This window comes from Xanthomonas sp. F14, assembly GCF_014199865.1.
In genome coordinates this window covers 507,676-520,862 of the sequence record NZ_JACHOM010000002.1, presented here as the reverse complement: position 1 = coordinate 520,862, position 13,187 = coordinate 507,676, and the positions used below count along the sequence as shown (strand labels likewise).

Genomic DNA, 13,187 nt, shown 5'->3' with positions numbered 1-13,187 from the left:
CCGCATGCTCGCAACGGATCGTTGCGAGCGCAAGCCAAGCGCGGTGCAGCGGGATATGTCTAGAATCCGCCCATGACAACCCTCGCCCGCCTGTTGCTGCTTCCCGCCCTGGTCGTGACCAGCCTTGCCGCGACCGCCGCGCCGGTGCGTTACGCGCTGGATCCGGTGCACACGCGGGTGCTATTTGCAGTCGAACATGCCGGCTTTTCCAAGGCGTTGGGCACCGTTTCCGGAACCAGCGGCACGCTGGTGTTCGACCCGGACGACTGGGCCTCGGCACGGCTGGACGTGACCGTGCCGCTGCACCGCACCGACCTGGGCGATGCCAAGTGGAACGAGGCCACCCTGGCACGCAACCTACTCGACGCCGAGCGCTTTCCCGACGCGCATTTCGTCTCCACGCAGGTGGAAGCCAGCGGCGAGAACCACGCCAAGGTCACCGGCAACCTGACCCTGCACGGGGTCACCCGCCCGGTCACCCTGGACGTCACCCTCAATGCGCTCAAGCGCCATCCATTGCCGCCGTTCCGCCGCACCGCCGGGTTCTCCGCCACCGCCACGCTGAGCCGTGCCGAGTTTGGCATCGATGCGTGGAAATCGATGATCGGCGATACGGTGGAACTGCGCATCGAAGCCGAAGCCGTGCGCGAAGGCCGCGCCGACGACGACACGCCGCAACCCCAAAACGCACCCGCCGCCCCTGACGCTGCGCCCAGCCCGGAATCCTGAGCATGACCCTGAAGAACATCGAACGCTGGGGCGGTGTCAGCCAGACCCTGCACTGGCTGATCGCACTGCTGATCCTGGTGCTGGGCATCGTCGGCCTGACCATGGGCGAATTGCCCAAGACGCCGAAATACTTCTGGGTCTACACCGCGCACAAGTCGGTGGGCCTGACCGTGTTGGCACTGGTGATCGTCCGGCTGGGCTGGCGCCTCTATGCGGGCGCGCCGCCGCCGGTGGCCGGCACCCCACGCTGGCAGGAACGCATCGCCGGGCTGACCCACTGGCTGCTGTACGCGATGATCTTTGCGATGCCGCTGTCGGGCTGGTTGTACGACTCCACCAGCGGCCTGCGCCCGTTCCGCTGGTTTGGCCTGTTCGCCGTGCCCAAGCTCAGCCCGCCGGACGAACAATTGCGTGCGGTTGCGCACTTCATCCACGAGTGGGGCTTCTGGCTGTTGATTGCCGTGGTGTTGGCGCATGCCGGCGCTGCGCTCTACCACCACCTGTTCCAGCGTGACGCCACCTTGGTGCGGATGTTGCCGCGCGGCTGGCTCTCTTCCAAACCCTAAAGGATTCCCCATGTCGTCCAGGTTGTTCGCCTCTCCCCTGCTGGTCGCCGCCTCGCTGGTGACCACGTTCGCCACCGCCCCGGTCCTCGCTGCCGACTACGTGCAGGCGCCCGGCTCGTCGCTGGTGTTTGCCAGCAAGTACGACGGCGAAGTGTTTACCGGCAAGTTCCCCGGTTTCGACACCACGCTGAGTTTCGACCCGGCCAATCTTGCCGGCGCCAAGCTCGATGTGCGCATCCCGCTGGCCAGTGCCATCAGCGGCAACAACGACCGCGATTCGACCCTGCAGGGGCCGGACTTCTTCAATGTCGCCAAGTTCGCCACCGCGCGCTACCGCGCCGACAAGTTCCGCGCACTCGGCGGCAACCAGTACGCGGCCGACGGCACGCTGGAACTGCGCGGTGTCAGCAAGCCGGTCACGCTGACCTTCACCTGGACACCCGGCGCGCAGCCGGTGCTGGCCGGCAAGGCACTGGTCAAGCGCTTGGACTTCGGCGTCGGCGGCGGCGACTGGGCCGATACCAAGACCATTCCCAACGAAACCGCGATCAGCACCAAGGTCGTGTTCAAGGCGAAGTAACGCCACCGGCCGCAACCGGACGCGGCCATTGAACGGCGGACTACCTCGTCGGGTCCGCCGTTTTTTTGTGCCTGGCGGCCGGATGACACCGCGCGACCGCTAGACTCGGCATCCATCCCAGGGACACCGCCGATGCGCACGCATGGAACCTTGACCCGCTGGAATACCGATCGCGGCTTCGGCTTCATCACGCCGGCGCAGCCGGGGGATGATTTGTTCGTGCACATTTCAGCGTTTCCCCGTGGCTTCGAAACGCCACGCATCGGCGAAGTGATTTCCTTCGAGATCGAACCGGGCAAGGATGGGCGACGGCAGGCCGTGCGCGTGATACGCGCTGGCCAGCATGCAGCCGGACGTGGTGCGCGCCGGCAGCATGCGGCAGCGCGATCGCCATTGCCCCATCGCTCGCTCGGGCTGGGCAAGGTCATGTTGCTGCTGCTTGTGGCAGGTGCTGGCGGCTATGCGTACCTCAGTCGGGACGCGCTGATGCCAGCCCCTGCACCCACTGAAACTGCGTCAGCAGCTCCGGCACCGGCACCGGCAACCAGGACGCTGCCAGACCGCGCAGCGCTCCAGAGCTCGCCAGCGATAACGCCAGCTGCAGCAGCAGGCACAACATCGGCCACACCCGCACCCACGCCGCACTACAGCTGCGGCGGCCGCAAACACTGCTCGCAGATGACCTCCTGCGACGATGCCACCTGGGTGCTGCGCAACTGCCCCGACACAACGATGGACGGCGACCACGATGGCGTGCCCTGCGAGCAGCAGTGGTGCCATTGAATCAATACGGCTGACACCTTGAACGGGCGGCCGACACGATTCGTTTGTTAGCCCCATCGTGTTGGATGCAGTCAAAAGCCGAGGTTAAACGCTGAGTCGGTCGAAGGCGCGGTGCCCTCACCAGACAGATGCCGGTTGTGTTGTTGAGAACCATACACACCGACCAGCTCGACGGGTCCTTGTCCGCCCACCGTCGCGGGACCTTACGCGGCATGGATGCGGCGTAAGCGCCTACACGGACATACGTGCGGCGTGTTCCGCGAGGGTGAGCGGGCAAGCGCCCTGCGGCCAAGCAGCAGATCGGCCGCCTTGCAGCGAAGGCCCAGATCATCCGCTCCGCACCAGACCGGCACGAAGTCGTTTTCAGCCACTCCAGATCCAAAATATGGCGCGCACCGGAGGCGAACACGCCGCTTCATCGCGTGCCGGCATTCAACCACTCGCGCAACCGCCGGCTGTCGAATGGCCAATCCAGCTCGCGCCCGTGCGCATCGCCCACCACCGGCACGCGCTCCCCGTAAGCGGCCTCAAGCGCCGCATCGCCGTCGATGAAGACGCTGCCGAACTCGCCTGCGCGTGCCTGCGCCAGCACTTCCACGGCCTGGTCGCACAGGTGGCAATCGTCGCGCTGGTACAGGATCAAGGCCATCGGGAAGTCTCATGCTGCGCTGCAGCCGTGCCGCAAGCGCCGAGCGACTAGAATAGCCGCCTTTACGCTCACCTCTCCGGCAAGCATGGCTGTCAGCACGTTCGACCTGTTCAAGATCGGCATCGGTCCGAGTTCCTCCCACACCGTGGGGCCGATGCGCGCGGCCGAGCGCTTCGTGCATCGCTGGCTGCTGGATGCCGGCCGCCTGCAGGACGTGGTGCGCATCCGCGCCGAGGTCTTCGGCTCGCTGGCCCTGACCGGCCGCGGCCATGGCACCGACAAGGCCGTGCTGCTCGGCCTGGAAGGCCACCGCCCCAACCTGATCGACCCGGACATCATCCCGGCCACGCTGGAGCGCATCCGCACCAGCAAGCGCATCAGCCTGATGGGCCAGCACGTCATCGCCTTCGACGAAAAACGCGACCTGCCGATGAACAAGCGGCAGAAGCTGCCCTACCACACCAACGGCATGCGCTTTACCGCCTACGATGCCGATGAAGCAGTGATCGCCACGCGCGATTACTACTCGGTCGGCGGCGGCTTCGTGGTCAACCAGGACGATGCCGCCGACGACCGCATCGTGGCCGACGAAACGCCGCTGCCCTACCCCTTCCTCAGCGGCGACGAATTGCTCGCGCAGTGCGCGCGCAGCGGCCTGAGCATCGCCGCGCTGATGTTCGAAAACGAAAAGAGCTGGCGCAGTGAGGACGAGATTCGCGCAGGCTTGCGCGAACTCTGGAGCGCGATGCAGTCCTGCGTGGAGCGCGGCATCCGCCAGGAAGGGACGCTACCGGGTGGCCTGAATGTCTCGCGGCGCGCACCGGCGTTGTATCGCGAACTGTCGTCTAAACCGGAAGCGGCAATGCGCGACCCGCTGACCACACTGGACTGGGTCAATCTCTACGCACTGGCCGTCAACGAGGAAAACGCAGCTGGTGGCCGCGTGGTCACCGCGCCCACCAACGGCGCCGCCGGCATCATCCCGGCGGTGCTGCATTACTTCGACCGCTTCTGCCCCGGCGCATCCGAGCAGCGCATCTTCGACTTCCTGCTCACCGCTGCGGCCATCGGCATCCTCTACAAGGAAAATGCCTCCATTTCCGGCGCCGAAGTCGGCTGCCAGGGCGAAGTGGGCGTGGCCTGTTCGATGGCCGCCGGTGGCCTGGTCGCCGCGCTGGGCGGCAACCCGGGGCAGATCGAAAACGCCGCGGAAATCGGCATGGAGCACAACCTGGGCCTGACCTGCGACCCGATCGGCGGCCTGGTGCAGATCCCCTGCATCGAACGCAATGCAATGGGCGCGGTCAAGGCGATCAACGCCAGCCGCATGGCCATGCGCGGCGACGGCAAGCACAAGGTGTCGCTGGACAAGGTCATCAAGACCATGCGCGACACCGGCCGCGACATGCAGGACAAGTACAAGGAAACCAGCCGCGGCGGCCTAGCGGTCAACGTTATCGAATGCTGAGCCGGGCGCGGCCCCGGGCCGCGCCATGTATTGCAGTCACTCTCCAGGCATCGCGAAACTGGGCAATGCGTCCAACGGCAGCGGCTGCCGATGCAGTCGCATGCCAGCGCTGTACGTCCCCACCACATGCCGCCATGTACCGTCTGACGCTGGATTCCGACGGAGATCGCGATGCGACAGCTTGCCTGCACTCTCGCCCTGGCCCTGGCCTGCGGCCCTCTGATGGCACAGGAAGCCAGCTACGGCCCGCGCCTGGAAGGCTTCGACTACCCCTATCCGGTCAAAACCTTTGCGTTCACCTCGCAACGGCAGCCGCTGGAAATGGCGTACCTGGATGTCGCGCCCACCGGCAAACCCAACGGGCACACCGCCGTGCTGCTGCATGGCAAGAACTTCTGCGCCGCCACCTGGGAACAGACCATTGCCGCGTTGAGTACCGCCGGCTACCGCGTCATTGCGCCTGACCAGGTGGGCTTCTGCAAATCCAGCAAGCCGGCCGCCTATCAGTTTTCCTTCGCGCAACTGGCCGACAACACCCAGGCGCTGCTGAAGAGGCTGGGTATAGAACGTGCGGTGGTGGTCGGCCATTCGATGGGCGGCATGCTCGCCATCCGTTACGCGCTGATGTATCCGCAGGCCACCGAGCACCTGGCCTTGGTCGACCCGATCGGCCTGGAAGACTGGAAGGCCGAAGGCATTCCGTGGCGCAGCGTCGATGCCTGGTACGACAACGAACTGAAGATCAGCTTCGAGCGCATCAAGAAGTATCAGATGGAGGTCTACTACGCCGGCCAGTGGAAGCCCGAGTTCGAGCGCTGGGCGCGCATGCAGGCCGGCATGTCGCTGGGCAACGGCAGGCAGGCGGTTGCCTGGAACCAGGCGCTGACCTACGACATGGTGTTCAACCAACCGGTGGTCTACGAACTGCCCAAACTCAGCGTGCCGACCACGCTGTTCATTGGTCTCAAGGACCGCACCGCGATCGGCAAGGACACCGCACCGCCCGAGGTCAAGGCACGTGTCGGCGATTACACCAAGCTGGGCAAGCGTGCGGCCGAGGCGATTCCGAACGCGAAGCTCGTCGAATTCGCCGATCTCGGACATTCGCCGCAGGTGCAGGACCCAACACGATTCAATGCCGCATTACTGAAGGCGATTGCGCCGTAAGCAATGCCAGCGGCGGTGCGATTGGCATGACCAACGCATCCTCAGAAGCTGCAGCTTGCGCAAGGGCGAGCTGCAGCTGAGCCGTTTGCAAGGTGCAGAACACCCGGCAGGCCATCAACACGCGTGGCGATCCAACCAACAGCGCGCGCACCCACCGCCGCGCTCAAAGAGCGCCGGCGCCTCTCCATGTCCCTAACCGGCTACCCAGCCACAATCCGCAATACATCATCCAGCAACGCCGCCGCCGTGACCTCGGCACCCGCGCCCGGCCCCTGGATCAGCAATGGCTGCTGGCGATAGCGATCGCTGCTGATGGCGACACGGTTATCGGTGCCGGCGCCGCCGGCCAGCGGGTGATCCAGCGCCAACTCGCGCAAGCCGACGCTGGCACCATGTGTGTCCACACGGCCGACGAAGCGCAGACAACGCCCCGCGGCACGTGCTTGCTGCCAGCGCGCGCCGACCACCGCATCCAGTGCGCCCAGCTGCGCATCCAAGGCATCAAGCGGCAGCCGCGCAATGCTTGCCGGCACCAGCGATTCCACATGCACCTGTTCGGCTTCCAGCTGCCAGCCCGCCGCGCGCGCCAGGATCAGCAACTTGCGCCGCACGTCCTCGCCCGACAGATCGATGCGCGGATCCGGCTCGGTATAGCCGGCCGCCATCGCCTCACGCACGCAATCGGAAAATGCGCCATTGCCGTCGTAGCGATGAAACAGCCATGCCAGCGATCCGGACAACACCCCTTCGATCGAATGGATATGGTCGCCGCCCGCCACCAGCGCGCGCACGCTGCTCAGCACCGGCAGCCCCGCCCCCACGGTGGCGCTGTCGCCGTAGTGCGCACCGCTGGCGTGACGCGCCGCGTGCAAGGCCTGCGCGCGCGACAACGCGGTGCCCTGGCCCAATTTGTTGGCAGTGACCACGTGTACGCCACGCAGCAGCCATTCCGCATGCCAGTCGGCAACGACCTCGCTGGCGGTCGCATCCACCAGCACATCGCCGGCACGTAACGCCGTGGTTTCCGCCCACGGCTGCAGCACGGCCTGGCCCCGCGGCGCGGCATTGGCCTGGTGCAGGGCCTGTGCGGCGCTGGTGCCGCAATCGTGGGCAATACGCGAGTTGGCCAACCAGTCAAAGCGCGGCAACTGCAGCTGGCGCTCCTGCAGCGCGGTGTAGCGCGCCACGAACGCGCGCCCCACCGTCCCGGTGCCCAGCAAGGCCAGCCGTGGTGTCGGCGTCACCGCTGCCGCCGAAGCGCGGCGCGAAACAGGCAGCACGGTGCTCACGCGTCGACCTGTTTGCGGCTTGCGCTGGTCAGCGTCGCTTCGGCACGCGCCAGGCCGGCGCGCAGATCGATCAACAGGTCTTCTGCCGATTCGATACCGATCGACAGCCGCAGCAGGCCATCGGAAATCCCGGCGGCAGCGCGGGCTTCGGCGGTCATCGCCGCATGCGTCATCGAGGCCGGATGCGCGATCAGGCTTTCCACACCGCCCAGCGACTCGGCCAGGGTGAAATAACGCAGACCATCGACAAACGCGCGCACCGCAGCCTCGCCACCGTCGAGCTCGAAACTCATCATCGCGCCAAAGCCCTTCTGCTGGCGCGCAGCCAGTGCATGACCCGGGTGCGACGCCAGGCCGGGAAAATACACCTGGTTGACCACCGCATGCCCGTCCAGCAGCTCGGCGATGGCGTCGGCGTTTTCCTGATGCACGCGCAGGCGCGCATCCAGCGTGCGCAGACCGCGCAAGGTGAGGAAGGCATCGAACGGCGAACCGGTCAGCCCCAGCGCATTGGCCCACCACACCAGCTGCTGATGCAGTTCGGCATCGCGCGCGACTACCGCACCGCCCACCACATCGCTGTGGCCGTTGATGTACTTGGTGGTGGAGTGCAGCACCAGGTCCGCCCCGAACTCCAGCGGCTTCTGCAGCGCCGGCGACAGGAAGGTGTTGTCCACCACGGTCAACGCGCCAGCCTTCTTCGCCGCCTCGATGACAAAGCGCAGATCGGTGATGCGCAACAGCGGGTTGGACGGGGTTTCGATCAGCACCAGCTTGGGCGACTGCGCCAAAGCATCGGCCAGCGAACGCGGGTCGGTGAGGTCGGCGGTGATCAGCGCGAAGTGGCCCTTCTTGGCCAGCGCGTTGAACAGGCGCCAGCTGCCGCCATAGGCATCGTGCGGCACCACCAGGGTATCGCCCGGCTGCAGCAACGCATTGAGCACCAGATTGATCGCGCCCATGCCGGTGGAGGTGATCACCCCGCCCGCACCGCCTTCCAGCTCGGCCAGTGCTTCGCCGAGCAGATCGCGGGTCGGGTTGCCGCTGCGCGTGTAGTCGTACTGGCGCTTGTTGCCGAAACCATCGAAGGAGAAGTTCGACGACAGCACGATCGGCGGCGTCACCGCACCATAGGCAGTGTCGCGATCGATACCGGCGCGGACGGCGGCGGTGGCGGCGGTACAGGGGGCGTCGGCGGGGTCACGAAAGCTCATGCGGTTTCTCCGGTGATGCGAAGGGCAGTGGCGAGGATCGCGTCGATGCGATCGATTTCTTTCAGGAAGGCGTCGTGGCCATACGGCGAGCGCAGCACGCGCAGACTGCCGCGCGGCCCCAACCCTTCGACCAGGCTGACCAGGTCGGCCAGCGGCACCAGGCGGTCGCCCTCCACCGCAACGACAACGGTGGGCACGCGCACCTGCGCCGGGTCGATGCGGTGCAGGTCGATGGATTCGGACAGTCGCAAGTAGGCGGTCACCGGCGTGCGCGCGACGTACTGCGCGCCGGCGGCATCCAGGTAGTCTTCGGCGGCCACGCGCACGCGGCCATTGATCACTTCCGGCGGCGCGTCGAAGCGCTCGCTGAATTCTTCCGGGGTGCGATAGCTGAGCATGGCGAACTGCCGTGCCAGCGCCAGCCCATGGTTTTCGGCACATTGCAGCTGACCCAGCGCCACCGCGCGGCGCTGCAATGCACGCCAGGCGGCGGCATAGGGATGGGCGCGATGCGCGCCACTGACCGCAACCAAGGTACCGACACGGGCGGCATGGCGGGTCGCGAACTGCAAGCCGACCAACGCACCGTACGAGTAGCCGACAAAGCCGTGCAAACGCGCGATACCCAGCGCATCCAGCAAGGCGGCGATCGCATCGGCCTGGTCGGCGGTATCGATCGGCGCATCCAGCGTGCCATCCGCACCGAGAAAATCGAACGCCAGCAGGCGCCGCGATGCCGGATCCAGCGCGCGGCCGGCACCCACCAGGCCATCCACCCAGCCCTTCTCGGGGAACAGGTCGCTGGCGGCCAGATGGCGATGCGCGGAAATCCCGCCGGCCACGAACACCACCGGCGCGTTGCCAGCGCCGATCAGTTCATAGCGCAGCCGCAACTCGCGCATGCCGGCATGGCGCATCGGCAGGGCAATGACACGCTCGCCGCGCACGGCAATCAAGCCGTCGTCGGTAGCGGCGGGTGTATCGGCGTATTCGGTCGGTGTCGGCGATGCTGTATTCACGAGGCTCATGGCGATATCCGGGGTGGATCGGCCATCGAGCTTCGCGGGAGCTCGCGTTCGACGTGCGCAAGGCACGATTCGAACCATCTTTCGGCGGACGCGGAGGTCCCCGCAGGATTTGGCACCAAACGCGGGCGCTTGCGCGCTCCGCTGGCTGCCCCGGCATCAAAGGGCCTGTCCCTCCGCCGGTCTCGATGGTGAAGCCAAGATGCCACCGCTTTTTTGCGATGTCAATCTCTTCATGCGGATGGAAAGATATATTTTCATCCGATACCACTGCGGCCTGTGATGGACCGCATACTTGAGGCTCCTTCGTTCGAGCCGATCGCGTGCCCGACCACGTGTCTCGCAGCGCCCTGCCCGCCCTCGCCCGGCAGTGCTTCATCGCGTTTCTGGCGTACGCCGCGTCCGCCGACGCGCAGCAACGCTGGCATTGGCCCGGTGCCGCAAACACGGCTGCGAGCTCGCCATCAGTCGCAGCGGCACAGACGGCGCCCGCATCGCCCGGCACCGGCCCCTCATTGCAACTGGAATGGCAGGCGGCGGCCTACCTGGCCTGGGTCAGCAACCCGCTGGCCGGGCCCGCACAGGTGCAACTGAGCGCACCGCCTAGCGAGGATTACCGCGCCGTGCCGCAGTTGCCGCTGACGGTGCAACTGGCTGCGCACGAGCGTCGCCTGCTCGCCCGGCTGTATCCGGTCAGTAGCCAGCGCAGCCTGGGTGGGCTTGGACTCAAGCTCGACCTGGTGCCCGGCGATCCGCAGGCCCGCCCGCAGCAGCAAGTGCGTTACCAGCTCCCGTTCCGCGATGCGCCGATCCAAGTGGACCAGGGCTTTGGCGGGACCTTCAGCCATACCGATGCGCCCAACTGGTACGCGGTGGACTTCGCGCTGCCGCAGGGCACGCCGGTGCTGGCGGCGCGCGCGGGCACGGTCATGGAGGTACGGCGCGATGTGAGCGAAGGCGGCCCGCATGACCAGGCCGCCGGCGCCGGCAACCTGGTGCGGGTGCTGCACGCCGACGGCAGCATGGCCATCTATGCCCACCTGGCGCCCGATGGCGTGGCGGTACGCCCGGGCCAGGTGGTGCGCACCGGCGAGCGCCTGGGCGCCTCGGGCAGTACCGGCTTCAGCACGGCCCCGCACCTGCATTTTTCGCTCCAGCGCAATGCGGACATGCGCCTGATCTCGTTGCCGTTCCGGATGCTGGGCCCGCAGGGCGAGTTGCAGTTCCCCTCGCCGGCACCGTGAGTGGCGGCACCCGGGAGCGCCAACCTGCGGCCCGGAGAGCCCCTGACCGGCGCTACAGAGGCCGGCTGCGGCGAAGCCGCTATAATCTCCGGCTTCCTCAGTTTCCGCAGGCGTCCGACCGGGCGCGCTCAGCCCATGTCCGACGTCTCCAACGAAGCCGCGCGCCGCCGCACCTTCGCCATCATTTCCCACCCCGATGCGGGCAAGACCACGCTGACCGAAAAGCTGCTGCTGTTCGGCGGTGCGATCCAGATGGCCGGCTCGGTGAAGGGCCGCAAGGCCGCCCGTCACGCCACCTCGGACTGGATGGCGCTGGAAAAGGAACGCGGCATCTCGGTCACCTCCTCGGTGATGCAGTTCCCGTACGAGGGCAAGATCGTCAACCTGCTCGACACCCCCGGCCACGCCGACTTCGGCGAGGACACCTATCGGGTGCTGACCGCGGTGGACTCGGCGCTGATGGTCATCGACGTCGCCAAGGGCGTGGAAGAACGCACCATCAAGCTGATGGAGGTCTGCCGCCTGCGCGACACCCCCATCATGACATTCATCAACAAGCTCGATCGCGAGGGCAAGAACCCGATCGATCTGCTGGATGAAGTCGAGACCGTGCTCGGCATCCAGTGCGCGCCGGTGACCTGGCCGATCGGCATGGGCCAGCGCCTGAAGGGCGTGGTGCACCTGATCACCGGCGAGGTGCACCTGTACGAACAGGGCCGCAACTTCACCCGCCAGGATTCGACCATCTTCCCGTCGCTGGATGCGCCCGGCCTTGCCGAAAAGATCGGCGCGCAGATGCTGGCCGAGCTGCGCGACGAGCTGGAACTTGTGCAGGGTGCCAGCAATCCATTCGATCTGGACGCCTATCGCGCCGGCCAGCAGACCCCGGTGTTCTTCGGCTCGGGCGTCAACAACTTCGGCGTGCAACCGCTGCTGGATTTCTTCGTCGAACATGCACCGCCGCCGCAGGCGCGCGACACCACCGGCCGCCGGGTCGAGGCGACCGAAGCCAAGCTCAGCGGCTTCGTCTTCAAGATCCAGGCCAACATGGACCCGCAGCATCGCGACCGCGTGGCCTTCATGCGCGTGTGCTCGGGCAAGTTCACCGCCGGCATGAAGGCCCTGCATGTGCGCAGCGGCAAGGACGTCAAGCTGGCCAACGCGCTGACCTTCATGGCCTCCGACCGCGAAATCGCCGCCGAAGCCTGGCCGGGCGACGTGATCGGTATCCACAACCACGGCACCATCTCCATCGGCGACACCTTCACCGAAGGCGAATCGCTGTCGTTCACCGGCATTCCCAACTTCGCACCGGAGCTTTTCCGGCGTGCACGCCTGCGCGACCCGCTCAAGCTCAAGCAGCTGCAAAAGGGCCTGGCACAGCTGTCCGAAGAAGGCGCCACGCAGTTCTTCCGCCCGTTGATGAGTAACGATCTGATCCTGGGCGCGGTGGGCGTGCTGCAGTTCGACGTGGTGGCCTACCGGCTCAAGGACGAATACGGCGTGGACGCGATCTTCGAGCCGGTCAGTGTCACCACCGCACGCTGGGTACATTGCGACAACGCCAAGAAGCTGGAGGAGTTCCGCGAGAAAAACGCCGGCAACCTGGGCATCGACGCGGCCGGCCAGCTGGTGTATCTCGCACCGACGCGGGTGAATCTGCAGCTGGCGCAGGAACGCGCGCCGGACGTGCGCTTCTCTGCCACGCGCGAACACGCGCATGCCAAGGCGATCGATTGACCGCGGCTTGAACCGGCGCCTGCGACCGCACTTGCTGGCGATGCGAATTGCTCGCAATTGCGGTACCTTTTTGGCATGAACGCAGACGCCTCCCCCTCGACCGACCTGCGCGACGAGATAGCCAGCGCCGTGACCCACGGCCTGGGTGCCATTGCCGCACTGGCCGGTGGCTCGGTGCTGATCACGCTGGCCGCCGTCTATGGCGACGGCTGGCAACTGGCCACCTCCATCGTGTTCAGCGCCACCCTGGTGTTGCTATACGTTGCCTCCACGCTGTTTCATGCCATCCCGCACCCGGGCGCCAAGGCGCGCCTGCAGGTGCTCGATCACTGCGCGATCTATCTGTTGATCGCCGGTACCTACACCCCGTTTACGCTGATCAATCTGCGCGACTCCTGGGGCTGGGGATTGTTCGCCGCGATCTGGACGATCGCCGCCGCCGGAGTGGTCTTCAAGCTGTTTTTCACCGGTCGTTTCCGCCTGCTGTCGACGGTGCTGTATCTGGCGATGGGCTGGCTGATCGTGGTGGCGATCCAGCCCTTGCTGCGCTCGGTCGATACCTGGTCTCTGTGCTGGTTGCTGGCCGGCGGACTCTTCTATACCTTGGGCACGTATTTCTACCAACGCGACACCCAGCGCTATTTCCACGCGATCTGGCACCTGTTCGTACTGGCCGGCAGTGCCTGTCACTTCGTTGCGGTGATTGCGCAGGTGATGTGAGACGCGATCTGCG

The 13,187-nt window shown here is 66.3% G+C and carries 13 protein-coding genes and 1 riboswitch; of the genes, 9 read left to right on the top strand and 4 right to left on the bottom strand.

What is annotated here, in order from left to right; all coding sequences use genetic code 11:
* The first annotated feature begins 72 nt into the window (after nt 1-72).
* From GGR73_RS10640 to GGR73_RS10625, 4 genes are all read left to right on the top strand, one after another.
* Nucleotides 73-729, top strand: a complete 657-nt coding sequence (locus GGR73_RS10640) for a YceI family protein (protein WP_184456847.1) — start codon at nt 73-75, stop codon at nt 727-729.
* Nucleotides 730-731: 2 nt separating this feature from the next.
* A complete protein-coding gene (locus tag GGR73_RS10635; protein WP_054591487.1) occupies nt 732-1,295 on the top strand; it encodes a cytochrome b in 564 nt (187 codons plus the stop codon).
* A gap of 10 nt (nt 1,296-1,305) precedes the next feature.
* Nucleotides 1,306-1,875, top strand: a complete 570-nt coding sequence (locus GGR73_RS10630; RefSeq protein WP_184456845.1) for a YceI family protein — start codon at nt 1,306-1,308, stop codon at nt 1,873-1,875.
* Between the two features lie 150 nt (nt 1,876-2,025).
* On the top strand, nt 2,026-2,658 hold the full coding sequence (locus GGR73_RS10625) for a cold shock domain-containing protein (RefSeq protein WP_456362950.1): 633 nt from the start codon (nt 2,026-2,028) through the stop codon (nt 2,656-2,658).
* A 415-nt stretch (nt 2,659-3,073) separates the two neighbouring features.
* Here the strand turns inward: GGR73_RS10625 and GGR73_RS10620 are convergent, their stop codons facing one another.
* Nucleotides 3,074-3,307 carry a glutaredoxin family protein gene (locus GGR73_RS10620; RefSeq protein WP_024939239.1) on the bottom strand — a complete coding sequence of 78 codons (234 nt, stop codon included), beginning with the start codon at nt 3,305-3,307 and terminating at the stop codon, nt 3,074-3,076.
* Nucleotides 3,308-3,392: 85 nt separating this feature from the next.
* Here GGR73_RS10620 and GGR73_RS10615 point away from each other — a divergent pair, with 85 nt between their 5' ends.
* Together GGR73_RS10615 and GGR73_RS10610 are read left to right on the top strand one after the other, a co-directional pair.
* Nucleotides 3,393-4,775: an L-serine ammonia-lyase gene (locus tag GGR73_RS10615; protein ID WP_039519687.1), complete on the top strand. Its 1,383-nt coding sequence runs from the start codon at nt 3,393-3,395 to the stop codon at nt 4,773-4,775.
* A gap of 171 nt (nt 4,776-4,946) precedes the next feature.
* A complete protein-coding gene (locus GGR73_RS10610; RefSeq protein WP_184456841.1) occupies nt 4,947-5,942 on the top strand; it encodes an alpha/beta fold hydrolase in 996 nt (331 codons plus the stop codon).
* A gap of 200 nt (nt 5,943-6,142) precedes the next feature.
* On the opposite strand, the gene GGR73_RS10605 is transcribed toward GGR73_RS10610, so the two are convergent.
* The 3 genes from GGR73_RS10605 to metX are packed head-to-tail and all read right to left on the bottom strand — an operon-like array spanning nt 6,143 to nt 9,473.
* A complete protein-coding gene (locus tag GGR73_RS10605) occupies nt 6,143-7,231 on the bottom strand; it encodes a homoserine dehydrogenase (protein ID WP_184456839.1) in 1,089 nt (362 codons plus the stop codon).
* Nucleotides 7,228-8,445, bottom strand: coding sequence for an O-succinylhomoserine (thiol)-lyase (locus GGR73_RS10600; RefSeq protein ID WP_039519681.1), 1,218 nt, complete (start codon nt 8,443-8,445; stop codon nt 7,228-7,230). Before GGR73_RS10600 ends, GGR73_RS10605 begins: the two co-directional genes overlap by 4 nt.
* On the bottom strand, nt 8,442-9,473 hold the full coding sequence (gene metX, locus GGR73_RS10595; RefSeq protein WP_184456837.1) for a homoserine O-succinyltransferase MetX: 1,032 nt from the start codon (nt 9,471-9,473) through the stop codon (nt 8,442-8,444). Before metX ends, GGR73_RS10600 begins: the two co-directional genes overlap by 4 nt.
* Nucleotides 9,474-9,544: 71 nt before the next feature.
* Nucleotides 9,545-9,665, bottom strand: a riboswitch (SAM riboswitch).
* A 128-nt stretch (nt 9,666-9,793) separates the two neighbouring features.
* On the opposite strand from metX, the gene GGR73_RS10590 reads away from it, so the two are divergent.
* The 3 genes from GGR73_RS10590 (at nt 9,794) to trhA (ending at nt 13,174) form a co-directional block, all read left to right on the top strand.
* Nucleotides 9,794-10,714 carry a M23 family metallopeptidase gene (locus tag GGR73_RS10590; RefSeq protein WP_184456835.1) on the top strand — a complete coding sequence of 307 codons (921 nt, stop codon included), beginning with the start codon at nt 9,794-9,796 and terminating at the stop codon, nt 10,712-10,714.
* A gap of 135 nt (nt 10,715-10,849) precedes the next feature.
* Nucleotides 10,850-12,454, top strand: a complete 1,605-nt coding sequence (locus GGR73_RS10585) for a peptide chain release factor 3 (RefSeq protein ID WP_102580862.1) — start codon at nt 10,850-10,852, stop codon at nt 12,452-12,454.
* Nucleotides 12,455-12,529: 75 nt separating this feature from the next.
* Nucleotides 12,530-13,174, top strand: a complete 645-nt coding sequence (trhA, locus tag GGR73_RS10580; RefSeq protein ID WP_024939244.1) for a PAQR family membrane homeostasis protein TrhA — start codon at nt 12,530-12,532, stop codon at nt 13,172-13,174.
* Nucleotides 13,175-13,187: the final 13 nt, after the last annotated feature.

Bases quoted from the DNA above. Each gene is read 5' to 3' on its own strand.
- GGR73_RS10640 (WP_184456847.1), top strand. From the start codon at position 73: ATGACAACCCTCGCCCGCCTGTTGCTGCTTCCCGCCCTGGTCGTGACC.
- GGR73_RS10635 (WP_054591487.1), top strand. From the start codon at position 732: ATGACCCTGAAGAACATCGAACGCTGGGGCGGTGTCAGCCAGACCCTG.
- GGR73_RS10630 (WP_184456845.1), top strand. From the start codon at position 1,306: ATGTCGTCCAGGTTGTTCGCCTCTCCCCTGCTGGTCGCCGCCTCGCTG.
- GGR73_RS10620 (WP_024939239.1), bottom strand. From the start codon at position 3,307: ATGGCCTTGATCCTGTACCAGCGCGACGATTGCCACCTGTGCGACCAG.
- GGR73_RS10615 (WP_039519687.1), top strand. From the start codon at position 3,393: ATGGCTGTCAGCACGTTCGACCTGTTCAAGATCGGCATCGGTCCGAGT.
- GGR73_RS10610 (WP_184456841.1), top strand. From the start codon at position 4,947: ATGCGACAGCTTGCCTGCACTCTCGCCCTGGCCCTGGCCTGCGGCCCT.
- GGR73_RS10600 (WP_039519681.1), bottom strand. From the start codon at position 8,445: ATGAGCTTTCGTGACCCCGCCGACGCCCCCTGTACCGCCGCCACCGCC.
- metX (WP_184456837.1), bottom strand. From the start codon at position 9,473: ATGAGCCTCGTGAATACAGCATCGCCGACACCGACCGAATACGCCGAT.
- GGR73_RS10585 (WP_102580862.1), top strand. From the start codon at position 10,850: ATGTCCGACGTCTCCAACGAAGCCGCGCGCCGCCGCACCTTCGCCATC.
- trhA (WP_024939244.1), top strand. From the start codon at position 12,530: ATGAACGCAGACGCCTCCCCCTCGACCGACCTGCGCGACGAGATAGCC.